The following is a 25,526-nucleotide window of genomic DNA, read 5'->3' as shown; positions in this document are numbered from 1 at the left end:
GGGGATCGGGTGGGGTTCAGGTGGAAAGGCGGGCGGGGTCGGGCGACTCGCCGAGGCGTTGATCGAGCAGGAAGAGGACGCGGTCGAGGTGCCGGAGGATCTCGCGTTTGGTTTCGGAATCGGGGTGGGGTTCCGGGGAGGCATTGGCCGGCCAGACTGGGAGACCGGCGCCCTGGGTGGTGGGGGGAAAGTCGAGATAGCGGGCGAGGGATTTGGCCCGATCGACGAGCCGGGAGACTCTTGAGGCGTCGCGGGGCAGGCTGGCGAGGTGCGGGTCCGTTTGGAGGAGGCGGGCAAGGAAGCCGGTGATGAAGGGGCAGGCCATGGAGGTGCCATCCCAGGCGGCATAGCTTCCTCCGGGGACGGTTGAGACGACGGCGACGCCCGGGGCGATGAAGTCGATCTCATCGCCGGTGCAGGTGAAGTCGGCGACGAAGAGATTTCCGGACTGGTGTGGTCCGATGTAGTGCCGGTGCGGGGAGGTTGCCGGGAAGGCGTCGGCTTTTCCGAGGGCGGCGACGGCGACGACCTCGTTGAAGCGGGCGGGATAGAGGACGTCGCCGGAGGAGTTGCCGGCAGCGGCGACCAGCACCAGTCCGGCGGAGCGCGCCCGGGCGACGGCTTCTTGGAAGGTCTGATTGAAAGCCGTGGTTCCGAGGGAGAGGTTGACGATGTCCACGCGGTTGTCGATACACCAGTCGAGGGCGCGCACCAGTTTGGAGACCCGGGCGTCGGGGAAGACTTTGAGTCCGAAGATCTGCACTCCTGGAGCGGCGGCCCCTACGATGCCGATCTGGTTGTTCAAGGCACCGCACACACCGGAGACATGGGTTCCGTGTCCGCTGTCGTCCTGCTTCCAGGTTTTTGCGGGATCGGCGCCGGCATTGAAATCATGTCCGCCTGCCGCCTCGAGATCCGGATGCTGGGCCGATAGCCCGGAATCGATGATGGCCACGCGGACCGGGTGAGTGGCGGGTTGGGCTGGAGCGTGGTCGAGGCCCATGATTTGGAGGCCCCAGGTGGAGACCTGACGGTCGAGGTCCTCCAGGGGATCGAGGACGATGGGGTTGTCGCCGACGGGTGCGGGGGTGAGGGCGGGACGTTCGACATCGATTCCCCAGAAGCGGTCGGGCGGTTTGACAATCAGGCGGCGGAGGGTTTCCGGGGTTTCGGAGAAGAGGGTCAGGGTCACCTGGCCACGGGCATCCGACACGTCCCGTGCGCTGCGGCGGGAGCCGACGAGTTCGACCAGGACCCGGGCCACCGGCTGGTGGGCTGCGTCCGTGACCTTGAACCGGAAGTCGGTGCCCTTGACGGTCTGGAAATGATTCTCGGGGGGCAGGGTTCGGGTGTCGTGAAGGGTGGCGAACTGGTCCTGGGGGAGCAGTTCATCGTCGCGTTCGATAAGGAGGCTGTTGCGATGCCGGGCCTGGAGGGCGTTGTAGGCATCGTCATCGAGGAGCGCCGACAGGGCGTGGAGGCCCTCGCCTGTCCGTTCGAGGCGCTCGATGACCGGGGGTGTTGCCGCGGGTGATCCGGTTGCGGCGAGGGGGGCTGAGGAGGTCATCAGGTCCTCGATCTCCCGGGCGACGGCATTGAGATCCGGGGTCGGGCCTGACAGGGCGCGGATCTGGGGGATGCGGATGATATAACGTTCGGGGCGGCTGGGGATTTTGGGCATGGGAAGGAAGGGGTTGGGGTTGGGGACGAATCAGAGGTCGGTTTCGGCGGCGATGGTCTGGCGGACCTCGATGAGGGAGGCGCGGGCGCGAAGGAGCGCGGGGCTTGGGGGGGGCAGGAGGTTGGGAGCCTGACCGGAGTCGGCGCCGATTTCGCGGAGGAAATCATCGAGGTAACGGATCTGGTCCTCGATGGATGCGTTTGGGGAGACAGTTGGGGCGGGTGACATGACAGATCTTGATGAAGATAGAGAGAAAGAGGGAGGAGACCCGCCGAAGGGATCGGCGGGTCTCCAGGGGACATCACTTTGCGCAGCCTCGGAAGCAGCTCACGGCCTTGGCACCCGCGGCGAGTGCCGAGAGGAAGTTGCCCGTCTTGAACGCGGCGACCGCGGCGGTCACGTAGGCGATGCACTTGGGGCAGTTCTTGTACTTCTTTGCGAGCGCGATGAGCTTTTCGATGAGCTTCTTCGCCCGGTTTTTGATGACATTGAAGATGAGGGGTTCGAAGGAAGGATCATCCCCCAGGCCGAGCGCACCCAGGGATTCGTTGGGGCTGGCGGCGAACTCGGTGCCCTTGAGTTCAGCGTTGAGACTGGCAAGGGCGTCGTTGGACTCCTCGGAGGGGATGTCGAGGCCGAACTCCTCGACGATGGCGTCCAGTTCCCTATGAAGTTCCTGGTTGACAGTGGTGTGAGTGGTCATTTTGGGATTCCTATTCTGGTTTGTTTTGTGTTTGCGGACGGTGTGAACCCTGGGGGATTCGGCACCTGGACCGCCGCCGCGGGTGACTGGGCTGGGTTGTGCTGGTGCAGCCTTTTCCGTCCACCGCATTGGGGTCGTCCATCTGGCTAAGGCGCAGAACCGGGGTGGGCGGGGACAGGGGAGTGTGGAGGCCAGACCGAGGGCATTTTCTGTGTGTGTGTGGGGGGAGCGATCCGGGCGGCGTGGAGCGGGGACGGCAGCCTGCCGGCGGCTGGCGGCTGGGTTCAGGCGACGGCACGACAATGGCCCCAACTATCGTGCATATGCACGATAGTTGGGGCCATTTCGGGACGAGGAGGCCTACAGGTCGCCGCGTTCGAGGCGGGCGAGGACTTCCGGGTCGCGGACATCGACCCAGCGGCCTTCGATGACGAGGCCGGCGAGGCGGTGGCCGGCGGCGAGGAGGAGGGTGATGGCGTCGGTGAGTTCGTATTCGCCGCGGGGGGATTTTTCGAGGCGCGCGGTGAATTCGAAGAGGGCGGGCGGGAAGAGGTAGATGCCGGCGTTGTAGTGGAGCGGGGCACCGGGGGCGAGGTTGCCGGAGGCGCGGAGTTCGGCGAGCTGGTCGGCGGAGGGTTTCTCGATGACGCGGGTGAGGAAGAAGTCGCGGTCGAAGAGGTTGAGTCCGCCGAGGGCGACATCCTGGCCGAGGGTGACGGTGATGACGCCGGCGCCGCCGGTGTCGCGGTGGCGGGCGATCATGCGGGCGTAGGTGTCGGGCCGGACGAGGATGTCGCCGTAGGTGAGGATGAAGGGATGATCGCCGACGAAGGGGCGGGCGACATCGGCGGCGCGGCCGGTGCCGTCCTGGACGGTCTGGCGGGCGTAGTGGAGGTGGAGGCCGAGGCGGGAGCCGTCGCCGAAGTGATTTTCGATGACTTCGGCGCGCCAGCCGGTGACGAGGCAGGCTTCGCGGACGCCGGCGTCGCGGAGGCCTTCGAGGATATGTTCCAGGATGGGGCGACCCTGGACGGGGAGCATGGGTTTGGGGAGCTCCTGGGTGAGTTCCCGCATGCGGGTGCCCTTGCCGGCGGCAAGGAGGACGGCCTTCATGGGATGGGGTCAGGCGCCGAACTTGGCGAACATGCCGGCGTGGGCCTGGAGGTGGCGGATGAGGTATTTGGCCTCGAAGATGCCGAGGGAGCCGAGGTTGGCGCCGGTTTCGGTGAAGCGGTCGAGTTTGTCCCAGCCGGAGAAGGGGGAGTGAATGAGGACGGGCTGGGGATGCCAGGAATGGCCGTGAAGGGCGCAGGGGGTGGAGTGGTCGCCGGTGATGGCGAGGACCTGGGGTTTGCGTTCGAGGAGGATGGGGAGGGCGGCGTCGAGCTCCTCGATGGCACGGATCTTGGCCTCGAAGTTGCCGTCTTCACCGGCCTTGTCGGTGTATTTGAAGTGGATGAAGAAGAAGTCGTGGTCGTCCTGGATTTCGCCGAAGCGCTGGAACTGCTGGGCGATGGTCTGGGGTCCCTCGATGCAGGTCATGCCGACGAGTTGGGCGAGGCCCTTGTACATGGGATAGACGGCGAGGGCGGCGGCGCGGAGGCCGTAGCGTTCCTCGAAGGTGGGGATGTGGGGCTGGTGGGCGATGCCGCGGAGGAGGAAGCCATTGGCAGGGGTCTGGTTCTTGAGGAGCGGCAGGGCCTGTTTGTAGAACTCGGCCAGGACCTGGGCGGTCTTCTTCTGCTTCGGTGATTTGGCGCTCTGGGGTTTGGCGGGGGCGATGGGCTGGCCTTCGCGGCCGGGGTCGGTGTCGCAGAGGGGGCCTTCGAGGCCGGGACCGCGGAGGACGATGACGAAGCGGTGTTCCTTGCCGGGATGGATGAGGACCTCGACGTCGCCGAGTTTGCGGATTTTGCGGGCGAGGATGGCGCAGAGTTCCTCGCAGCGGCTGGTGGGGATGCGGCCGGCGCGGCGGTCGGTGACAAGATTACCGGCGCCGAGGGTGCAGAAGTTGCCGCGGATGGCGACATCGCCGCCCTGGAGGCGGACGCCGAGGCCGAGGGCTTCGATGACCCCGCGTCCGACCTCGAATTCGAGGGGGTCGTAGCCGAAGAGGGCGAGGTGTCCGGGGCCGCTGCCCGGGGTGATGCCGGGGGCGACGGGGATCATGCGGCCCTGGGCGGAGTCCTTGGAGAGGGCGTCGAGGTTGGGGGTTTGGGCGGCCTCGAGGGGGGTCAGGTAGCCTTGTTCCCGGGTGGCGATGTCGCCGACGCCATCCAGGACGACGAGGGCGATTTTCGCGCCGGTTTGGACCTGAAGGTTGGCGTAGATTGCGTCGAGGGGATTCAGGGATGGGGACTTGGAGGTAGCCATGTGGAGATGCGTCGAGAGGCCGGCACGGGCGCGAATCCGCCCGGACGGGCGGGATCGACCCGGAGGGCGAGGCTGTTGGAGACGGGCCCGAGCGTCAACGGGTTTGTCGGGTTCGGGCTGGAAGCCCGTGCATCCCGGAGTTGTGGGTAGAGGCGCGAACTTCGCGAAGCATCGCCTCGGAGGGCCGAGTTCCACGAGGCCGCAACGATGGGGTGCGTTGGGATGAGGACTCGCGGAGCTCGTCCCTCCGATTGGCTGCCTCCTCACCGACAACTTGGGGATGCACCGGCTAGAAGCGGGCCATGGCGGTGAGTTCGGCGACGCGGCGGGCGATGTCGGCGGGGCGGACGCGGTCGGTGCGGGTGAGTCCGAAGCCCTCGCAGCAGAAGGAGGCGACGACGGAGCCGTGGACCATGGCCTGGCGGAGGTGTCGATCGACGGGGCCGCGGGAGGCGGCGAGGAAGCCCATGAGGGCGCCGATGAAGGAATCGCCGGCGCCGGTGGGATCGACGACGCGGGTGAGCGGGTAGGCGGGGCAGAGGAAGCGGCCGGCGGGGCCGCTGAGGACGGAGCCGTGGGAACCGAGCTTGACGATGAGGTGGCGGGGACCGAGGCGATGGAGTTTGGGGAGGGCGACGAAGACGTTGTCCTCTCCGGTGAGGGCATGGACTTCGCTGTCGTTGAGGACGAAGAGGTCGAGGCGGCGGAGGAGGCGTAGGAGGGAGGGGCGGGCGATGTTGATCCAGAGGTCCATGGTGTCGGCGGCGACGAAGCGGGGCCGGACGACGCGGTCGAGGACATGGTGCTGGAGGTCGGGTCCGATATTGGCGAGGAGGACGAAAGGGGAGCGGGTCCAGGAGGGAGGGAGATCCGGGGAGAAGGTTTCGAAGACGCCGAGTTCGGTGGCCAGGGTGCGGCGGCGGTTCATGTCGGCCTCGTATTCCCCGGCCCAGTGGAAGGTGGCGCCCGATTGGCGCTGGAGACCGGCGAGGTCGATGCCGTGGCGTTGGTACAGAGAGACGTACTTTTTGGGAAAATCGTCGCCGACGATGCCGACCATGCGGACGGGGGCGAAGAAGCTGGCGGCGACGGCGGCATGACTGGCGGAGCCGCCGAGGAGGCGCGGGTTTTCGGAATTGGGCGTCTTGATGGAATCGAGGGCGGTGGAGCCGACGACGAGGACGGGGTTTGCGGCGGAGGTGGACTTGGCCTTGGGCATGGGGCGGGGGTGGGAGGGGTTAAGAGCGGTGGCGGTGGTGCGCGGGAAGTTGGAGAGGTGGAGGGGATGAATCAGGCGGGCTGGGCCGGGGCGTCGAGGACGCGGGAGACGAGCTGGCGGGCTTCGTCGAGGAGGGCGTTGAGGTGAGCCTCGTCGCGGAAGCTTTCGGCGTAGAGCTTGTAGAGGTTTTCGGTGCCGGACGGGCGGGCGGCGAACCAGCCGTGTTCGGTCTCGACCTTGAGGCCACCGATGGCGGCCTGGTTGCCGGGGGCGTGGGTGAGTTTGCGGGTGATGGGATCGCCGGCGAGTTCGGTGGCGGTGACGGAGTCCGCGGTGAGGCGTTGGAAGGCGGCTTTCTGCTCCGGGGTGACGGGAGCGTCGATGCGTGTGTAGAGCGGGGCGCCGAACTGGGCGGTGAGTTCGCGGTAATGCTGGGCGGGGTCGCGTCCGGTGACGGCGGTGATCTCGGCGGCGAGGAGACCGAGGATGAGACCGTCCTTGTCGGTGCTCCAGGCCGTGCCATCGAGGCGTTGAAAGGAGGCACCGGCGCTTTCCTCGCCACCGAAGGCGACGGAGCCATCGTGGAGACCCGGGGCGAACCATTTGAAGCCGACGGGGACTTCGAGGAGTTCGCGGTCGAGGGAGCGGACGACACGGTCGATGAGGCGGGAACTGACGATGGTCTTGCCGATGCGGGCCTTTTTGGGCCAGCGGGGGCGGTGATGGATGAGGTAGTGAATGGCGACGGCCAGGTAGTGATTGGGGTTCATCAGGCCGGCCGGCGTGACGATGCCATGGCGGTCGGCGTCGGGATCGTTTCCGAAGGCGACCTGGAAGCGGTCTTTGAGGGCGATCAGGCCGGCCATGGCGTGGGGACTGGAGCAGTCCATGCGGATCTGGCCGTCGTGATCGAGGGTCATGAATCCGAACTGGGGATCGACGCGGGTATTGACGACGGTGAGGGCGAGGTCGTAGGCGGCCTGAATGGGTTCCCAGTAGCGGAGGGAGGCGCCGCCGAGGGGATCGACGCCGATACGGACGCGGGCCTCACGGACGGCGGCGAGGTTCAGCACCTGGGCGAGGTCATTGACGAAGGGGGAGATGAAGTCGTGGGGATGGGTGGACGGGGCGAGGAGGGCGCGCTCGTAGGGGAGCCGGCGGATGCCGCCGGTGCCCTGGCGGAGCCATTCGTTGGCGCGCCGCTCGATCCATCCGGTCACGGCGCTGTCGGCGGGACCGCCGTAGGGCGGGTTGTACTTGAAGCCGCCGTCGGCGGGGGGGTTATGGGAGGGGGTGATGATAAGGCCGTCGGCGAGGCCGGAGGAGCGTCCACGATTGTGGGTGAGGATGGCGTGGGAAATGGCGGGGGTGGGGGTGAATCCGCCGGCGTGCTGGAGGCAGACCTCGACGCCCAGGGCGGCGAGGACCTCGAGGGCGGTGCGCTGGGCGGAGGCGGAGATGGCATGGGTGTCCATGCCCATGAAGAGGGGGCCGGTGATGTTGTGGGCGTGGCGGTATTCGCCGATGGCCTGGGTGATGGCGAGGATGTGGGCCTCGTTGAAGGTGCCTTTGCCGGGGGTGCCGCGGTGGCCGCTGGTGCCGAAGCTGACGGCCTGGGCGGGGTTGGCGGGATCGGGTTGGAGGGTGAGGTAATCGCGTTCGAGACGGGCGACATCGACGAGCATCTCGCGAGGGGCGGGCTGTCCGGCGAGCGGGTGGAGCGGCATGGCGGCGCGAGCATGCACGGAAGGGAGGGGTGCGCCAAGGCGGCGGTGAACGGGGGATGGGCTCGGGGCGCATCTCAGCATTTTGCAGCAGGCCTCGCACTCGTCTGCATGGATACGGATGAGGCGGCACTCGAAAAGGTGTGCCTGCGGGTTCGGGGACGAGTCCGTGTCCCGTCCTTCGGGCTGAGTACGAGGACACACGAGGGATGGCTTGGGCGGGTTCCGAAAACTCGAGATGCGCCCAAGTGGGGCCAATGAACGGAAATGGCGTGCATATGCACGGAAGTTCCGACGATTTTGGGAGGGTGGATGGGGCATGGAGTGGGTGTGGCGGATTGCAGGGAAGGGATGGAAGCCCGGGCGGAGAAGTGGGGCAAATAGACGAAAATGGCATGCATATGCACAGAAGTTCCGACGATTTTGGGAGGATGGGTGGGGCATGGAGTGGGGGTGGCGGGTTGCAGGGAGGGGATGGAAGCCCGGGCGGAGAAGTGGGGCAAATAGACGAAAATGGCATGCATATGCACGGAAGTTCCGACGATTTTGGGAGGATGGGTGGGGCATGGAGTGGGTGTGGCGGATTGCAGGGAGGGGATGGAAGCCCGGGCGGAGAAGTGGGGCAAATAGACGAAAATGGCATGCATATGCACGGAAGTTCCGACGATTTTGGGAGGGTGGATGGGGCATGGAGTGGGGGTGGCGGGTTGCAGGGAGGGGGATGGAAGCTCGGACGGAGAAGTGGGGCGAATGAACGGAAACGGCGTGCATATGCACAGAAGTTCCGACGATTTTGGGAGGGTCGGTGGGGCATGGAGTGGGTGTGGCGGATTGCAGGGAGGAGGATGGAACCTCGGGCGGAGAAGTGGGGCGAATGAACGGAAATGGCGTGCATATGCACAGAAGTTCCGACGATTTTGGGAGGGTCGGTGGGGCATGGAGTGGGGGTGGCGGATTGCAGGGAGGAGGATGGAACCTCGGGCGGAGAAGTGGGGGGGCGCTCGAAGGGGTGTGCCTGCCGGATCGAGGACTAGGACGAAGACGAGGATGAGGACCGCCCTTCGGGTTGAGTACGAGTGCCCGCGAGGTAGGGCTTAGGGGAGTTCCAAAGAGCTGAGATGCGCCCGCGGGGGATTGAGGCGGGATCGCGCGGTTGCCAATGGGGTGGCGGTGCGGGCAGCGTTGCGGGGCGGAGAAGGGAATCCGCGATGCATGGCGAAGCGAACGAAGAAGCGTGGAGACGGGGCCCGGCCGGGGGCGGGCGTGGGGAATCGGGCGTGGCGTTGGGTGGCGGCGGGCGTGGGGTTGGTGGCGGTGGGATTGGCGGTGTGGTGGGGCTTTGGGGCGAGGGATGGCGGGGGAGGATCGGCGGTGGAAGTGCCGTGGGACGGGGTGGTGGTGGAGGCGGAGGGGGCGGTATTTGCGCGGTATGCGGGTTCGGACCGGTGTCGGGACTGCCATGCGGAGGCGTACGCGGCGTGGCGGGGGTCGCACCACGGGTTGGCGGAGCGGGAGGCGAGTGCCGAACTGGACGCGGCGGCGTTCGAGCCCAGGCGGACATTCCGGCATGGGACGCAATCCACCGAAGCGGGGGTGGCGGACGACGGGAGCTACGAGGTGATTGTGACGGGGCCGGACGGGCGGCGGGAGGCGCGGCGGGTGGAGCGGGTGATCGGGCACGATCCGCTGCGGCAGTTCCTGGTGGCGGAGCCCGGGGGGCGGTTGCAGACGCTGGAGGCGTCGTGGGATCCGCGGGGTGGGGAGTGGTTCAACGTGTATGGGGACGAGGACCGGATGCCGGGCGAGTGGGGTCATTGGAGCGGGCGCGGCATGAATTGGAACGCGATGTGTGGAACGTGCCACAACACGCGGTTCCGGAAGAATTACGAGGTGGAGACGGACCTCTACCGGAGCACGATGGCGGAGCGGACGGTGGGTTGCGAGTCGTGTCATGGACCAATGCGGGACCACGTGATGTGGCAGGAGGCGTGGCAGGGGTCGGGCCGGAAGGATCCCACACTGAGGGCGTTCACGCTGGAGCAACGGATGGAGAATTGCGCGGCGTGCCATGCGCGGCGGGGGGAGTTGACGGGGGACTTCGCGCCGGGGGATGCGTTCTGGGATCATTACCTGCTGGCGGTGGTGGATGGGACGGACGTGTTTTATCCGGACGGGCAGGTATGGGATGAGGATTACGAGTATGCGCCGTTTTTGGGGAGCCGGATGCATGCGGCGGGGGTGACGTGCATGGATTGTCACGAGCCGCACGGGGGGAAGACGAGGATGACGGGCGATGCGCTGTGCATGCAGTGCCACGACGGGACGCGCGCGGGGTCGCCGGTGATCGATGCGGTGCGGCACAGCCGGCATCTGCCGGGGACGCCGGGGAGCCGGTGTGTGGACTGCCACATGCCGCAGACGCTGTACATGCAGAAGCACTGGCGGCACGACCACGGGTTCACGATTCCGGATCCGCTGATGACGTTGCGGCACGGGATTCCGAATGCGTGCAACCGGTGTCATCAGGACCGTGACGCGGCTTGGGCGCTGGCGGTGAGTGAGGAATGGTGGGGGAGCCGGTTGGAACGGCCGGCGCGGGGACGGACGGAGGCGTTGGCGCGGGCGCGGGCGGGGGACGGGGCGGTGGTGGGGCGGTTGCTGGAGATTCTGGCGGGGCCCGAGGCGCCGTACTGGAAGGCCTCGACGATGGCGCTGCTGGACCGGTGGATTGACCAGCCGCGGGTGGTCACGGGGCTGGTGGGGCAGCTGGAGCACGAGCATCCGCTGGTGCGGGCGCGGGCGGCACAGGGATTGGCGCCGCGGGTGGGGATGGGGGACGACGGGGTGCGGGCGTTGCTGCGGGATCGGTTGGCGGATGCATCCCGGGGGGTACGGTTTCACGCGGCGTGGGCGTTGCGGGACGAGGTGGACATGGGGACGCGGGCGGGGGGGGAACTGGCGCACATGCTGGCGTTGAATGCGGACCAGCCTTCGGGGCAGGCGCAGTTGGGGGCGCTGGCGATGGACCGGGGGCGATGGGAGGAGGCGGTGCGGCACTATGCGACGGCGGTGGCGTGGGATCCGGGATCGCCGGCGTTGCGACATGACTACGCGGTGGTGCTGAGCACGGTGGGGCGTTCCCGGGAGGCGCTGGCGCAGGTGGAGGCAACGGTGCGTTTGGAACCGGGCGAGGCGGAGAACCATTACCGGCTGGCACTGGCACGAAACGAGACCGGGGATGCGGGGGGGACGCTGGCGGCGTTGGAGGCGGCGGTGCGGCTGGACACACGGCATGACCGGGCCTGGTACAACCTCGGGCTTGCGTACCATGGGGCGGGACGGGCGGAGGCGGCGCTGGGGGCGCTGGCGGAGGCGGAGCGGTTGCGTCCGGAGGATGCGCGGATCCCGTATGCGCGGGCGACGGTGCTGGTGCAGTTGGGGCGGATGGGGGAGGCGCGTGAGGCGGTGGAGCGGGTGTTGCGGTTGGAGCCGGGGAACGGTCCGGCACGGGAATTGGGGCGGGTACTAGGTCTGTGAAGGTGGGACGGCGCCGGGCGCACTTTGGGCTTATCGGCGGGGGAGGGGGGGCGTAGGGTTTCGCCCCGAAGACACAACGGAGGAATTTGATGAACGCGTCATGCCGGATGAATTGGGCCCCGGGTACCGGGGTGTCGGGGGTCCTGTCGGGTTTTGTTCGGTTGGGAGCCCGATGGCTGTTGTGCCTCGGGGTGGTTCTGGGGGTGGCGGGGTGCCGGACGACGGAGACGACGCCGATTTCGCCGGAGGATCGTCAGCCGTACACGGCGGTGGGGGTGCAGCCCGGGGATGTGGTACGGATCAATTTTCCTTCGGCGCCGACGATGAGCACGGTGCAGCAGGTGCAGGCCGATGGGACGATTGCGATGCCGTTGGGGGAATCGCTGCAGGTGCGCGGGAAGTCGGCGGCGGAGATCGAGTCGCGGGTGCTCGAGGTGTACGGACCGCAGTTGGTGGTGAAAGCGGTGTCGGTGGCGGTGGAGTCGTCCGGTTTCCCGATTTTCGTGTGGGGGGCGGTGCTGCGTCCGGGGCGGGTGCAATGCCGCCAATCGATCACGGTGATGGAGGCGCTGGTGGAGGCGGGGGGGGCGGTGGAGGGTCGGGCGGATCTGCGACGGGTGCGGGTGGTACGGCAGCGGGACGACGGGAGCACGCGGACGTACGTGCTGGATTTGCAGGCAGCGCTGCGGGGTCGGGAGGCGGATCAGTTTTATCTGCGGCCGTCGGACGTGGTGCACGTGCCGGAGCGGTTTTCGTTTTATTGAGTTCGGGGAGAGGGATTGGGGACTCGCGGAGTTCGTCCCTCCGGAGTGAAGCGGAAGGGGTGGGATCGGAGGAACCGTTGGGTGTCCACGCTTCAGCGTGAGCCTCCCAAATCCGCCCCCGACACGCTAAAGCGTGCACACCCAACAGAGTCCGACCCAGCCGCTGCCCCCCCCACGTCCCCGCCCTGCCAGCGCACCTCAGACTTTTGCAGCAGGCCTCGTACTCGTACTCGTAATCGTAATCGCCCTGCCCGGTTCGCATGCGGAATGGGAGGACCGAACAGGATCGAACCCAACGTGCCAGCCATGAGGCGACGCTGAAACGGTGTGCCTGCGCGTCGAGGACGAGGACGAGGGCGAGGACCGCCCTTCGGGATGAGTACGAGGACTGAGGGGGGGGAAGGGTGTGGTGCGATGGGATGAGGACTCGCGGAGCTCGTCCCTCCGCCGTTTGTCCCTCCGGAGGTTGTCCCTCCGGGATGGGGAAGGAAGGGGGCGGGATTATTCCCGCTGGATGTTCAGTTTCTCCATGAGTTCGTAGAGGGTGGGGCGGCTGATGCCGAGTTCGGCGGCGGTGCTGGTGATTTTGCCTCCGTTGCGGCGGAGGGCCTGGGCGACCATTTCCCGTTCCATTTGTTCGCGGGCTTCCTTGAGGGTGGCACCGGTGGGGGCATCGGCGTTGGCGAGTTCGAGGTCGGCGGCGGTGACATGGCGGCCGTCGGCCATGATGACGGCGCGTTTGATGCGATTTTCGAGTTCCCGGACATTGCCGGGCCAGGGGTGACGTTCGAGGAGGCGGAGGGCGGCGGGGTCGAAGGCGAGGTCTTTCCGTTCGAAGTGGGCGGCGAAGCGGCGGAGGAAGGCCTGGGCGAGGAGGGCGATATCGCCTTCGCGTTCGCGGAGGGCGGGCATGCGGAGGGTGACGACGGCGAGGCGGTAGTAGAGGTCTTCGCGGAAGCGGGCGACGGTCATGGCCTGTTTGAGGTCCACGTGGGTGGCGGCGATGACGCGGACATCGACGGGGAGACTTTCGCGGCCACCGACGCGTTCGATGGATTGTTCCTGGAGGAAGCGGAGGAGTTTGACCTGGAGGGGGGCGGGGAGTTCGCCGATTTCGTCGAGGAAGAGGGTGCCTTTTTCGGCCATTTCGATACGGCCCTTGCGTTGGGCGGTGGCGCCGGTGAAGGCGCCCTTCTCGTTGCCGAAGAGTTCGCTTTCGATGAGATTTTCGGGGATGGCGCCGCAGTTGATGGCGACGAAGGGGTGATCGCGGCGTCGGCTGCGGCGGTGGATGGCGAGGGCGGCCATTTCCTTGCCGGTGCCGCTTTCGCCGAGGATGAGGACGGAGGCGTCGGTGGTGGCGACGCGCTGGATGAGGCGGAAGGCCTCACGCATGCCGGGGCTGTTGCCGAGGATGCCCTCGAAGGAGTCCTCGTGGAACTCCTGCTGGAGGGCATGGAAATCGCGTTCGAGCTGGGAGACCTGGAAGGCGCGCCGGAGGATGGCCTGGAGTTCGGAGGTGTCGATGGGTTTGCCGAAGAAATCCCAGGCACCGAGGCCGATGGCCTGCATGGCATTGGCGCGTTCGCCCTGACCGCTGACGATGACCACCTTGGCGCGGCGATCTTCGGCGAGGATTTCGCCGAGGGTGGCGAGTCCTTCGGTGGGGGCGGCCGGGGAGGGGGGGAGGCCGAGGTCGAGGAGGACGACCGGGGGATGGAGTTCACGGAAGGCCTTGACGGCTTCGGAGCGGTCGGCGGCGAGGGAGACCTCGTAATCGGCGGCGAGAGCCCAGCGGAGCTGGGAACGGATTTCCTCGTCGTCGTCAACGATCAGCAGGGCAGGTTTCATACGATGGGAGCGAACGGGAGGAGGACGCGGACGGTGGTGCCGTGGCCTGGGGTGGATTCGACCTCCATGCGGCCGTGGTGGGCTTCGACGATCATGCGGCTGTGGAACATGCCGATGCCGAGCCCGTTGCGTTTGGTGGTTTGGAAGGGGCGGAAGAGGGAGCGGTGAAGGAATTCGGGGCTCATGCCGCAGCCGTTGTCGGCGACGGAGAGGCAGGCCCAGTTGTCCTGGCGCCGGGTGTCGATGCGGATATGGCCATTGGAGGCGACGGCCTCGCGTGCGTTGACGAGGAGGTTGACGACGACCTTCTCGAACTGCTCGGCATCGACGAGGACGGGCGGGAGGGGTTGGGCATTGTTTTCGACGACGGCTGATGGGCTGGAGCCGACGGAGGAGAGGGCGGATTCGATGATGGCGACGAGGTCGCCGGGGACGGCCTGGACGCGAAGTTCCTGGCGGAGCCGGGAGAGGCGGGCGATGAGGCCGTTGAGGTGCTGGACGCTCTTGCCGACGGCACGGAGGGCATCTTCGCGGAAGGCGGGGTCGCTGAAGTGCTGTCCGAGGTTCTGGAGGGTGAGGGAGAGGGTGGAGGCGGTGTTTTTGAGGTCGTGGACGAAGAACGCGGACATGGTTTGGAAGGCCTCCATTTCCTTGGCGCGAAGGAGTTGGGCGGAGAGCTGGAGGCCGAGGAGGCTGGCGGCGATCTGGTCGCCGATGCAGCGGAGGAGGTCGAAGTCCTCGGTGGTGAAGGGGACCCCGGCGACGCGGTCGCCGAGGATGAGGAGGCCGAGGAGTTTGCCGCCGGCGTTGAGGGGCTGGCAGACCTGGGAACCGCCCTCGCGGAAGACGCCGGGATGGAGGCGTTCGAGGGTGACGGCCCAGCGGTCGCGGGAGCGGTTGAGGATGAAGGGTTCGTGGCGTTGTCCGATGGCGGCGAGGGCTTCGGCGAGTTCCTCGGTGGGCTGGTCGAGGCCATCGGCGGCGGCGTCGGCGAGGACGGTGGAGCCGCTCATGCGGAGGTGATCGCCGGAGGATTCGACGAGCCAGACGCTGACGGAGAGGGACTGGAAGGTGTCGGAGACCCAGCGGGCGACGGTGCGGCTGAAGGATTCCTCGTCCACGAGGGAGGTGGTTTGGGCGGTGAAGGTGCTCCAGATCTGGCGGTAGTCGTACACCGGCCGGCGGAGGTGACGACTGACGAAGGTGCGGAGACGCTGGCGGAAGCGTTCGGAGAGGAGGAGGACGGCGAGGCCGGCGAGGCCGGCAAAGATGAGGAAGGCCTGGGCGGGGAAGGAGGAATCGCCTCCGAGCAGGCCGACGAGATGGGACAGGGCGCCGACGATGACGAGATAGGAACCGGCGAGGAGGACGGTGAGGGAGCGGTAGAGGAGGGTTTGGGAGGGATAGACATCAACATCGAAGACCGTGCCGCGGGTGAGGGCGATGGAGATGAGGACGCAGGCGACGAGGAGGGCGGCGGTGGCGGCGCGGTCGAAGGTCTGCTCGGGGATCTGGTAGAGGACGGCCTGACTGGAGGCGTAGAGGCGGTATCCGAACAGGACGGCGACGCCGAGGACCATGTACTTGAGTCGCCAGCGCATGACGCCGACCGAGCCGCGGAAGGTGCGTTCGAGGTGGGTGAGGACACCGACGGCGGCGAGCAGGACAAAGACCTGGACGGCCATGCCGGCCCAGCCGAGGCGCGGGATGGGATCGGCGAACAGGCCGGGTTCCGGGAGGACGACGAGGGAGGAGTGGAAGGTGACCGCCAGGGAGAGGGGCAGGACGACGGCGGCGAGGAGGAGCAGGGTGCGTCCTTCGAGGACGGTGAGGGCATCGCCGCGGGAGTAGCAGCGGCTGAAGATCAGCCAGGGGATGGGAAGGAGGGCGGCGACGGTCAGGCGGACGCGCTGCCACTCGGCCTGTTCGAGGACGTGCGGGGCGCGTTGGGCGAGGGCGGCGAGGACGGTTTCGGCGGCGATGAGGGCCATCCCGATGGCGAAGGACCAGTGCGCGGGATGCCGTGGAGAACGCCGGAATACCACGACGCCCAGGGCTGTGGCGAACAGGGCCGCGCCGAGCGAGAGCCAAGAGAGATCCATGCCTCACCGGGACCATGCCGACCTGCAACGAGGGCGTCCAGTTGGAGATGCCAATTTTGGAGGGCGGCGGTGCATCCCGGAGTTGTGGGTGAGGAGGGAGCGAATCGCAGGGACGAGCTCAGCGAGTCCTCAATCCAACGCTCCACACCCTTGCGGCCTCGTGGAACCCGGCCCTCGGAGAGGACGCTTCGCGAACCTCGCACCTCTCCCCACAACTTCGGGATGCACGGGGAGGGCGGAGGCGGGATGACATGGGCGGGCGATGGGGAAAAAGGCGTCGGCGCCGCGCGGGGTTGCCGCGGGCGCCGAGCTTGAGGGGAGTCCAGCCGGGCGGGCCGGCTGATTCGGACTATCGGGAATCCGATCCGTCCGCGATCCGGCCCGAACCGATGGCCTTCACGCCGCTCTTGGGACTGGACGGAGGCGAGAAGGATTGACCGGGGAGGAGGTAGAGGGTCGTGCCGTCGAAGGGGCCGACCATGCCGGCGGGGGTGGACATGTAGTAACCGGCGGCGCTGTTGCGGGCGACCGAGTAGCGGAGGGTCCAGCCCTCCTGGGGTTCCATCGCGTGGATGGTGACGGTGTCGTTCTGCTTGAGGAGGGCGTTGGGGGAGCCGGCCACACCGAAGAGGCTGGCGATGGTGATGGTGGTCTGGATTTCGACCACATCGCCGACCTGGAGGACGTGCGCCACGTTTTCGGTCCCGGAGTTGAGGGCGATGGTGGAGTCGTCATGGAGCCGGACCGTCCAGGAGCGGCCGACGGCCGCCGGGTTGGCGCTGGCGACGACGACGGCGATGTGTGACGCGAGTCCGCGGTGTGGGCTGAGTTGCTTGTCGGCCCAGGGGGCTCCTTCCAGCCGGATCCAGCTGGCACCGCGGGCGGTGAGTTGGGCGCGGCGGACGATGGAGCCGGTGAAGGGCGAGGTCAGGGGGGCGCCGGAGGCATTCAGGGTCATCTGCATGTAGCCCCAGGGTTCGCTGGTTACGTCGCCGTGCGCCCCGGTGGAGCGGACCCGGTAGAGGCGGTTCGGCGTGGTGGAGGCCGCAGGGTCCGTGACCGCGGCGAAGCCGTCGGTGGTCGCCGTGAAGCGGGTGAGAACGGCCCAGGGTCCGATGGCACCCGGGGAGGCATTCTGGCATTCGACGGTGTACTCGATGCCCTGGGTCACGGCGAACTCGAGTTCGGCGCCGGTGCTGAGGGTGCGAATGGCGGCCACCTGGAGGACGCGGACATGGACGACCGCCTCGGCGCTTTCGCCGGAGTCGTTGGAGGCGGTGTAGGTGAAGGTGTCGGCGAGGTCGGTGCCACCGAAGTGCCGGTAGGTGAAGGTGCCGTTTGCGGCCAGGGTGACGGCTCCGTGGACGGGAGGCGTCTTGAGCGTGGCGAACGCAGTGACACCCGAAGCGTCGGTGTCATTGGCGAGCACCGAGGTGGCGCCACTGACAAGGATGCTGGAGGAGGCGCCCTGGGCCACGAGGATGCCGTCCGGATGGGCGACTGGCGGGGTGGCGGTGCGGATCACCGTGATGGAGATCTTGGCGGGCGCCGAGGTGAGCGAGCCATCGCTGACGGTGAAGGTGAACTCGTCCGAGCCATGGAACCCGGAATTCGGGGTGTAGGTCAGATTCGGGGCCGTTCCCGTCAGGGTGCCCTTGGCGGGCCCGCTCTGAGTCTTGAAGGTGATGGCATCGCCATCGGGGTCGGACCCCTTCAGGGTGACGGCGACGGAAGCGCCTTGTTCGGTGGCCACGGTGGCGGCGTAGGCGACGGGGGCCTTGTTGACCTTGGTGACGGTGATGGAGACGGTGGCGTGGGCGGAGGTGAGCTTGCCGTCGGAGACGGAGAAGGTGAGGGAATCGGAGCCGTGGAAGCCAGGCTTCGGGGTGTAGGTCAGGTTGGGAGCGGTGCCCGAGGTGGAACCGTTCTTGGGGGCGGATTCGATCTTGTAGGTGATGGGATCGCCATCGGGATCGGAGGCCGTGAGAGTGAAGGAGACCGGGCTGTCCTCGGGCGTGGAGACGGCGAGGTTGGAAGCGACGGGGGCCTTGTTGACCTTGGTGACGGTGATGGAGACGGTGGCGTGGGCGGAGGTGAGCTTGCCGTCGGAGACGGAGAAGGTGAGGGAATCGGAGCCGTGGAAGCCGGCGGTCGGGGTGTAGGTCAGATTGGGGGCGGAGCCGGACAGGCTGCCATTCTTGGGACCGGACTCGACCTTGTAGGTGATGGCGTCGCCGTCGGGATCGGAGCCGGCGAGGGTGAAGGAGACCGCGCCGTCCTCGAGCGTGGAGACGGCGAGGTTGGAGGCGACGGGGGCCTGATTGACGGCGAGGATGGTGATCATGCCGGTGGCGGGCGCCGAGGTGAATTCCCCGTCGCTGACAGTGAAGCGGATGGAGTCTGAACCCGAATATCCGGCATTGGCCTGGTAGATGATATTCGGGGGCGTGCCGAGGATGACGCCATAGGTCGGCTGACGGGTGATGACGAAGACGAGGGGATCGCCGTCGGGATCGGTGCCTTGGAGCGTGACGGGGGCGGACGATCCTGAGTCGAGGGTGAGTTTGAAGTGATGGGCGACGGGCGGTTGATTGACCTTGGAGACGGAGATGGAGACGGTGGCGTGAGTGGAGGTGAGCTTGCCGTCGGAGACGGAGAAGGTGAGGAAATCGGAGCCATGGAACCCGGCGGCCGGGGTGTAGGTCAGGTTGGGGGCGGAGCCGGACAGGCTGCCGTACTTGGGAGCGGCCTCGACCTTGTAGGTGATGGGATCGCCGTCGGGATCGGAGCCGGCGAGGGTGAAGGAGACCGGGGTGGCTTCGGGGGTGGAGACGGCGAGGTTGGAGGCGACGGGGGCCTTGTTGACCTTGGTGACCTGGAAGGTGACGGTGATCGGGTCGGAGGTCAGGTGCCCATCGCTGACGACGTAGGTGAAGGCGTCCGTGCCGTGGAAATTGGCGAAGGGCGTGTAGGTCAGGAGGGGGAGGCTACCCGAAAGGGTGCCGTACTTCACCGTGGTGAGGATGGCGAAGTCGATGGGGTCGCCATCGGGATCGGAACCGGACAGGGTGAAGGAGGCGGAACCGTTCTCGGCCAGCGTGATGACGAGCTCGGAGCCCGAGGGCGGCAGGTTGAGTTTGGCGACTTTGTGGAAGACCTCGTTGGAGGGCGGGCTTTCGAGGCCGGTGATGTCGTAGGCGGTCACCACGAAGTAGTAGGTGCGGTCATGAAGGAGGTCGGCGATGTCGGCGTGGGTTTGATTGCCGACGTCGATGACGGTGTCATAGGTCGCGCTGGCGGCGCCGCAGTACACGCGGTAACCGCCGATGTTGGACTCGGTGTTGGGGTCCCATTCCAGGCGGATGGTTTCGGCGTGGAGGGAGGCGATACCGGCGAGGGTCAGCAGGGTGCCCAGCCAGGCGAGCAGGAGCGAACGACGGGTTCTACTTAGAGGAGTTGACATACGACTTGGTGGTTGACTTTGGAATCGGTTGCTACGGGCGCCGACATGGCGGCGTCGGCTTAGCGGCGGATGGGAGTCGATCGACTGCCTGAATTTCCTAGGCGAACCTGCTTGTCGAACGGCGACTCAGCGGGGGTTGAGTAGGTATGCAGGCCTAACATTCGTGGATTAGGTTGATTTGGTTTAAATCTATGATGTCCAACCACTTGGAGTTATCGGATCCGGTTGGAAAACCTGAATCGACTGAGGCGAAAATTCTTGTTGACGCCGTAAAGTCGGTTCAGGCGAAGGGGGGCAACGCGGGCGCGTTTCGCGATCCTGCCGTCACAGTGCGAAGGGGTTAGGCGGGATCAGCGGAAGGGGAGGGGAAGAGAGTCCAGGAGGGGGGGCAACAGACGGAGAGAGGGTGTTCCAGAGGGTTGTTCGTGACGAATGCCGGGGGAGAGGAGGCTGAAAATGGACCGCCCGGCGATCCTTCCGAGGGAAGGATGGCCGGGCGGTCAGGGCCCCCAGGGGGGCGGGTGTGGGTCGCGGATTGGGGTACCCGGGACCTGGCGGGTCGCGCGAGAGTTACGGCCTAGCGGGGAGCGTGTAGGTCCATTCGCTGTGGGGGGTGATGCAGCGTACGCGATAGGACCGGGGCTGGTCGGCGGGCGGGAGATGATCCCAGACGGTGACGATTCCGGCGGCATGGGCCGGGAAGGCGATCATCGGGTGCCAGGGGGCGGCGGGGTCGTAGGGGAATTCCTGAAGTTCGACGTGATAGTCGGCGCCGGGGGCGACGTAGAACTCGAGACGGAGGTTGGCACCGTGGATTTCGACGTGGGCCCACTGAAGGATATGGATGGGCACGACGGTTTCGAAGAGGGGTTCGTCGCCGTCGAGGACCCAGTACGAGAACTGGTCGGTGAAGGTGCCTGGACGGAGGTGGCGATAGAGGAACGAGCCGTCGGGAGCGAGTTCCAGGGAGCCGGCCATGGGCGGCTGACCCGGGGCGATGCGGGGTTGTTGGGTGGAGGCGGCCTCCGTGCGTTCGCCGCCGAGGTGGCTGGCGCCTGAGAGGAGGGAGGAGGTGGAGCCTTCCCTGGTGACGAGGAGGGTTTCCTGCGGGGGCGGGGCATCCGTTGCCAGTTCGGGAGCCAGTTCGGAATCCTCGATGGAGGCGGAGGAGGAGGCCAGGCGAATGGAGAGGACGCTGAGGGAGATGGTGGCGGATTCGGAGGTGTGATGTCCGTCCGAGACACGGAACGAGAAGGAGTCCGAACCGGAGAAATTGCCCCTGGGCCAGTAGGTGAGAATGGGGGGGGTGCCGGAGAGGAAGCCGTTTCCGGGGAGGCGGTCGATGTGGAAGGACAAGGGATCGCCATCGGGGTCAAGGCCGACGAGGACGAGGGGGAGCGGCATATTGAATCCGGTGAACAGGCTGGCGGCGATGGCAACCGGGGGGCTGTTGAGGGGGTTGACCTTGAGGGACACGGTGGCGGGGGCGGAGTCGGTCTTGCCGTCGGAGACGACGAACTGGAAGGAGTCCGATCCGAGGAAGCCGGGTCCAGGCAGGTAGGTCACCAGGGGCGGCTTGCCGGTGAGGGTGCCGTTGGAGGGGCCCTTGCTGATGTGAAAGGAGATGGGATCGCCATCGGGGTCAGAGCCGGCGAGCGTCAGGGGGAGCTGGGTTCCCTGGGTGGTGCTGAGGGAGAGGGGTTGGGCGACCGGGGCGCGATTGGGGGTGGTGACGCTGAAGAGGACGGTGGCGGGGGTGGAGGTCAGGGATCCGTCGCTGACGGTGAAGCGGATGGAGTCGGAGCCGGAGAAGCCGGGATTGGGGCGGTAGGTGAGGTTGGGGGCCGTACCGGTGAGGGTTCCGGAGGAGGGATGACGGGTGACCTGGAAGGTGATGGGATCGCCGTCGGGATCGGAGCCGGTGATTTGAAACGACTGGGAGGAATCGGCGGACAGCTTGATCGAGAGTTGGTGGGCGACGGGCGCCTGGTTTTGGGGGAGCACGGTGATGGAGACGGTGGCCGGGGTGGAGAAGTTGGAACCGTCGCTGACCCGGAACTCAAAGGAGTCCGCGCCCGAGAATCCGGATGCCGGCTGGTAGAGAATCGAGGGGGGACTGCCGGAGAGGGATCCGTGGGTCGGGGGGCGGACGATTTGGAAGGAGAGGGCGTCGCCGTCGGGATCCTGGCCCGAGAGCGTCATGGGAAGGGAGGTATCCGCCGCTCCCGAGATGGAGAACGGGGTGGCGACCGGGGGGCGGTTGGCGGAGACCACGGTGAAGGTCACGGTGGACGGGAGGGAGGTGAATTCGCCGTCGTTGGCGACGAAGCGGAGGGTATCGATCCCGGTGAAGCCGGGGTTGGGGGAGTACTGGACCTTGGGCGGCGATCCCGAAAGGACCCCGTGGGAAGGGAACTCGATGACGGCGAAGGTCAAGAAGTCCCCTTCCGGATCGGTGGCGCGGAGGGTGAAGGGAATGGTGGAATCGGCCTCGATGGTCAGGAACCTGGGGTGGGCGACGGGGGGCGTGTTGGCGCTGGCGAGGACGATGGAAACGGTGGCCGGGGCTGAGGTGAGGGCGCCGTCATGGACCGCGAACTCGAAGCTATCCGTGCCGCTGGCGCCGGCGAAGGGCCGGTAGGTGAGTTTGGGGGCGGTTCCGGAGAGGGTGCCCTTGGAGGGGGGGGTGGTGACGAGGAAAGCGAGCGGGTCTCCGTCCGGGTCGTCGCCTTCGAGGGTCAGGTTGAGCGTTGCGGTGCCCGACTGGGTCCATGAACCGGGGAAGGCGACCGGGGGACGGTTGGGGGCGAAGACATGGAGAAAGAAGGTGGCTGGCGACGAGACGAGGTTGCCGTCGCTGACGGTGAACTGGAGGGAATCGGTGCCACTGAAGCCGGGATCGGGCGTGTAGATGAGCTGGGGCGGTTTGCCGGAGAGGGATCCGTGGTTGGGCGGCGCCGTGACGACAAAGGCGAGCGCATCGCCGTCGGGGTCGGATCCGGAGAGGGTGAAGGCGAGGGAGGAGGAGGCGGAGAGGGTACCGGAGTCGGAGAGGGCAACGGGGCGGGAGCCTCTGCCGCCGGGGACCTCGAACTGGACTTCCTTGGAGGGACTGCTTTCGAGGCCGGCCCGGTTGCGTGCGGTCACGACGAAGTAGTAGATCTGCCCGGTTTGCAGGCCGGTGATGGTCGCCGAGGGCTCCGGGCCGGCATCCTGGACCCAGTCATAGGCACCGCTCTGGGTGCCTCGATAGACGCGGTACCCGACGACATCGGGTTCCGGGTTGGGATTCCATGCCAGGCCGACGGAGGTGGCATGAAGGGAGGAGGTGAGGGTCGCCATGAAGGTCATGACGACGAGACACAAGGATACGGGTCTGCACGACCCCAGGATTCGGGATTGCACGATGGAACGGCTTAACTGTTCGTGACAGCGACAACCCTTGATCTTGGGTGGTCAGGCCGGCTCATCCCTTCCCTAGCGCGTGAAGCGCTCAACCCGTCCCCTCGAGCCGTGCAGGGCAGCTACGACGCCCTGCGATGCCGCCATCGGTGACGCGCCAAGAATCGGCAATGAGGGTGAGAGGTCAAGCCATTCCTGGGACAAAAATGAAACCCGGGTGGAAAAAGGGCAAAGGGCGAAGGGCGGAGGGCGGAGGGCGGAGCGGGCGGGCTGGGTTTGAGAAGGTTTTCGGGGTGGGGTTCAGGGGGCTTTGGTGCGGCGGTCGTGGAACAGCTCCTCGCCGGAGAGGCCGGTCAGTTTTTCGAGGCCGGCGATGAGTTTCCAGAGGGCGAACATCATGACGACCATGGTGGGGAGGGTGATGACGGGATAGCTGAGGACGGTGAGGCGGCCGAGTTCCTCGGCGAACTCGGGGGTGCCGGAGGGGCTGCGGAGGATCCAGAGGGCGAGGAAGAAGTTGAGGGTGGCGCTGAGGGCGAACGAGCCGGCGATGATCCAGGAGACGCGGCGGAGGAGGGCCTGGAAGGCGGGCCAGGCGTTGGCGGCGTGGAGGGCGGCCTCGACCTTGGGCATGTTCATGATCTGCTCGTTGCAGACGAGGATACGGACGAGGGGCTGGCGGGTGTGGAGGGTGAGGGGGACGGCGGCACCGAGGACGAGGGGGACGGCGGCTTCCTTGATGGCGAACCAGAGGCCGGAGAGTTTGAACAGGCCGAAGCCGCCGGTGAGGGAGATGCTGATGACGCCGAGGACGGAGAAGACGTTCCATTTCCGGCGGGAGGCGAGGTCGTAGATGCCGTAGGTGAGGGGCAGGGAGACGGCGACGATGAGGGCCCACATGGGGCCGAGGCGGTGTTCCTTGCTGAGGGTGGTGAGGATGACGGCGGGGAAGACGGCATTGCAGAGGAGATTGATCCAGAGGTTTTCGCGGGGCGGGGCGGGGGCGGGGGTGGACGTCGCGACCGGTGAGGTATCCATGGTGAGTTTGGCCGACACTTCCGTTGCCTGGGGTGGAGGGCAAGTCCGAGTTGGGGGGAGGCGGCGTTTGCGGTGCATCCCCAGGTTGTCGGTACCGGGCCAGCGAATCGGAGGGACGAGCTCCGCGAGTCCTCAACCCAACGCTCCACACCGTTGCGGCCTCGTGGAACCCGGCCCTCCGAAGCGCCATTTGGCGGAGTTCGCACCTCTACCCACAACTCCGGGATGCACTGCGGCGTTTGACGGGTGGGGTCCGGGTCCGGCAAGGTGACGGCATGCGGTTGCGACGGGTGGCCCGGGAAAAGGCGTTGCAGTTCCTGTTCCAGCACGAGGTGAATCCGATGGAGGATCTCGGCAGGGAACTGGATGCCTTCTGGGAGGAGCAGTTTGCGGTGATGCGGTCCGAGCGCGGGGTGGAGCGGCCGGTGGGGGAGGGCGAGCCGCCGCCGGGGCCCACGGTGGAGGAGGCGGAGATCCGGGTGTTTGCCGACGGGTTGATCCGGGGGACGTTGACCCGGCGGGAGGACATCGACCGGCGGTTGAGCGAGGTGATGATCAACTGGTCGCTGAACCGGCTGGCGTCGGTGGACCGGAGTCTGCTGCGGATGGCGGTGTATGAACTCCAGTATCGGGAGGACATTCCGCCGGTGGTGACGATCAACGAGGCGATCGAGATTGCGCGGAAGTTTTCGACGGCGGACAGCGGGAAGTTCGTGAACGGGATACTGGACCGGATCAAGGGGGAATTGAATCGTCCGGCAAGGGAGCCGGCGGGCGCCTGAGCGGCGGGCGGGATGATGTTCGATGGTCGCCGACCTGCACCTTCACACACGTCATTCGGACGGCACGTACACGCCGTCCGAGTTGGTGGAGGCGGCGACCGGGCACGGGTTGTCGGCGATTGCGTTGACGGATCACGACACGATCGAGGGGTGTGCGGAGGTGGCGGGGCTGGCGGAGCGGGCGGGGATTGGATTTCTGACGGGGACGGAGATCACGGCGGAGCTGAAGGGGCGGGAATTGCACATCCTCGGGTATCTGGTGGACACGGGGCACGACGGACTTCGGACCGCGTTGGGCGAGGCGCAGAAGGTGCGGCAGGACCGGGTGCGGGAGATGGTGGCGCGGCTGAACGCGCTGGGCATTCCCCTGATGGAGGAGCGGGTGTTTGAACTGGCGGCGTGTCGGGCCCCGGGTCGGCCGCATGTGGCGCGGGCGCTGGTGGCGGGGGGTCATTGCACCAGCCTCGACGAGGCGTTCGACCGCTACCTGAAGAAGAACCGTCCCGGCTGGGTGCCGAAGTGGAAGATGTCGGCCGAGCGGGCGGTGGCATTGATCCATGAGGCAGGCGGGATCGCGGTGATGGCGCATCCCGGGTTGAACCACGACGACAGGATGATCGATCGCCTGGTGCGCCTCGGGGTGGACGGGCTGGAATGTCATCACCCGAAGCACGGCCCGGCGGCCGTGGAGAAGTATCTCGGTCTGGCGCGGGGCTACGGGCTGCTGGTGACCGGCGGATCGGACTGTCACGGCCGGAGCAAGAACCGGCCGACGATGGGCACGGTGCGGCTGGGGTGGGAGCATGTCGAGGCGTTGCGGGCCCGGCATGGATCGGGGGTGCGGGGTGCGGTCGGGGAGGGTTGACGACAGGCGAATGAGGATGGCG

General features: G+C 67.0%; 16 protein-coding genes. 4 read left to right on the top strand and 12 right to left on the bottom strand.

Going from position 1 to position 25,526, the window contains the following annotated elements; translation table 11 throughout:
• Positions 1–16: 16 nt before the first annotated feature.
• From KF833_00580 to pgm, 7 genes are all read right to left on the bottom strand, one after another.
• Positions 17–1,681, bottom strand: a complete 1,665-nt coding sequence (locus KF833_00580) for a S8 family peptidase (GenBank protein ID MBX3743780.1) — start codon at positions 1,679–1,681, stop codon at positions 17–19.
• 30 nt (positions 1,682–1,711) lie between these two features.
• Positions 1,712–1,909 (bottom strand): hypothetical protein, encoded by a 198-nt coding sequence (locus KF833_00575; GenBank protein ID MBX3743779.1) that lies wholly within the window; start codon positions 1,907–1,909, stop codon positions 1,712–1,714.
• Positions 1,910–1,982: 73 nt separating this feature from the next.
• The gene (locus tag KF833_00570; protein ID MBX3743778.1) at positions 1,983–2,384 is read right to left on the bottom strand and encodes a hypothetical protein; all 402 of its coding nucleotides are present in this window, start codon (positions 2,382–2,384) and stop codon (positions 1,983–1,985) included.
• A gap of 360 nt (positions 2,385–2,744) precedes the next feature.
• Positions 2,745–3,497, bottom strand: coding sequence for a nucleotidyltransferase family protein (locus KF833_00565; protein MBX3743777.1), 753 nt, complete (start codon positions 3,495–3,497; stop codon positions 2,745–2,747).
• Positions 3,498–3,506: 9 nt separating this feature from the next.
• On the bottom strand, positions 3,507–4,733 hold the full coding sequence (locus tag KF833_00560) for a 2,3-bisphosphoglycerate-independent phosphoglycerate mutase (protein MBX3743776.1): 1,227 nt from the start codon (positions 4,731–4,733) through the stop codon (positions 3,507–3,509).
• 313 nt (positions 4,734–5,046) lie between these two features.
• On the bottom strand, positions 5,047–5,976 hold the full coding sequence (locus KF833_00555; GenBank protein ID MBX3743775.1) for a sugar kinase: 930 nt from the start codon (positions 5,974–5,976) through the stop codon (positions 5,047–5,049).
• A 71-nt stretch (positions 5,977–6,047) separates the two neighbouring features.
• Complete coding sequence (gene pgm / locus KF833_00550; protein MBX3743774.1) at positions 6,048–7,703, bottom strand: phosphoglucomutase (alpha-D-glucose-1,6-bisphosphate-dependent); 1,656 nt, start codon at positions 7,701–7,703, stop codon at positions 6,048–6,050.
• Between the two features lie 1,209 nt (positions 7,704–8,912).
• Between pgm and KF833_00545 the strand changes: the two genes are divergently transcribed.
• Together KF833_00545 and KF833_00540 are read left to right on the top strand one after the other, a co-directional pair.
• Entirely contained in the window at positions 8,913–11,237 is a 2,325-nt protein-coding gene (locus KF833_00545; protein ID MBX3743773.1) for a tetratricopeptide repeat protein, read from the top strand.
• 107 nt (positions 11,238–11,344) lie between these two features.
• Positions 11,345–12,001, top strand: coding sequence for a polysaccharide biosynthesis/export family protein (locus tag KF833_00540; protein MBX3743772.1), 657 nt, complete (start codon positions 11,345–11,347; stop codon positions 11,999–12,001).
• Positions 12,002–12,502: 501 nt separating this feature from the next.
• Here KF833_00540 and prsR read toward each other — a convergent pair.
• The 5 genes from prsR to KF833_00515 form a co-directional block, all read right to left on the bottom strand.
• On the bottom strand, positions 12,503–13,852 hold the full coding sequence (gene prsR / locus KF833_00535) for a PEP-CTERM-box response regulator transcription factor (GenBank protein MBX3743771.1): 1,350 nt from the start codon (positions 13,850–13,852) through the stop codon (positions 12,503–12,505).
• Positions 13,849–15,954, bottom strand: coding sequence for a PEP-CTERM system histidine kinase PrsK (gene prsK / locus KF833_00530; GenBank protein ID MBX3743770.1), 2,106 nt, complete (start codon positions 15,952–15,954; stop codon positions 13,849–13,851). The genes prsR and prsK overlap by 4 nt, the downstream gene beginning before the upstream one ends.
• Before the next feature lie 349 nt (positions 15,955–16,303).
• Positions 16,304–19,417: a tandem-95 repeat protein gene (locus KF833_00525; GenBank protein ID MBX3743769.1), complete on the bottom strand. Its 3,114-nt coding sequence runs from the start codon at positions 19,415–19,417 to the stop codon at positions 16,304–16,306.
• A gap of 570 nt (positions 19,418–19,987) precedes the next feature.
• Entirely contained in the window at positions 19,988–22,768 is a 2,781-nt protein-coding gene (locus KF833_00520) for a tandem-95 repeat protein (GenBank protein MBX3743768.1), read from the bottom strand.
• A gap of 351 nt (positions 22,769–23,119) precedes the next feature.
• The gene (locus KF833_00515; GenBank protein ID MBX3743767.1) at positions 23,120–23,857 is read right to left on the bottom strand and encodes an MFS transporter; all 738 of its coding nucleotides are present in this window, start codon (positions 23,855–23,857) and stop codon (positions 23,120–23,122) included.
• Positions 23,858–24,132: 275 nt separating this feature from the next.
• Here KF833_00515 and nusB point away from each other — a divergent pair, with 275 nt between their 5' ends.
• Both nusB and KF833_00505 read left to right on the top strand, forming a co-directional pair.
• Positions 24,133–24,639 carry a transcription antitermination factor NusB gene (gene nusB / locus KF833_00510; GenBank protein ID MBX3743766.1) on the top strand — a complete coding sequence of 169 codons (507 nt, stop codon included), beginning with the start codon at positions 24,133–24,135 and terminating at the stop codon, positions 24,637–24,639.
• Between the two features lie 22 nt (positions 24,640–24,661).
• A complete protein-coding gene (locus KF833_00505) occupies positions 24,662–25,504 on the top strand; it encodes a PHP domain-containing protein (protein ID MBX3743765.1) in 843 nt (280 codons plus the stop codon).
• The last annotated feature ends 22 nt before the right edge of the window (positions 25,505–25,526 follow it).

The sequence above is a fragment of the Verrucomicrobiia bacterium genome, assembly GCA_019634625.1.
GTDB lineage: Bacteria > Verrucomicrobiota > Verrucomicrobiia > Limisphaerales > CAIMTB01 > CAIMTB01.
The sequence above is the reverse complement of the archived record's forward strand: the minus strand, read 5'-3'. Positions and strand labels throughout refer to the sequence as shown.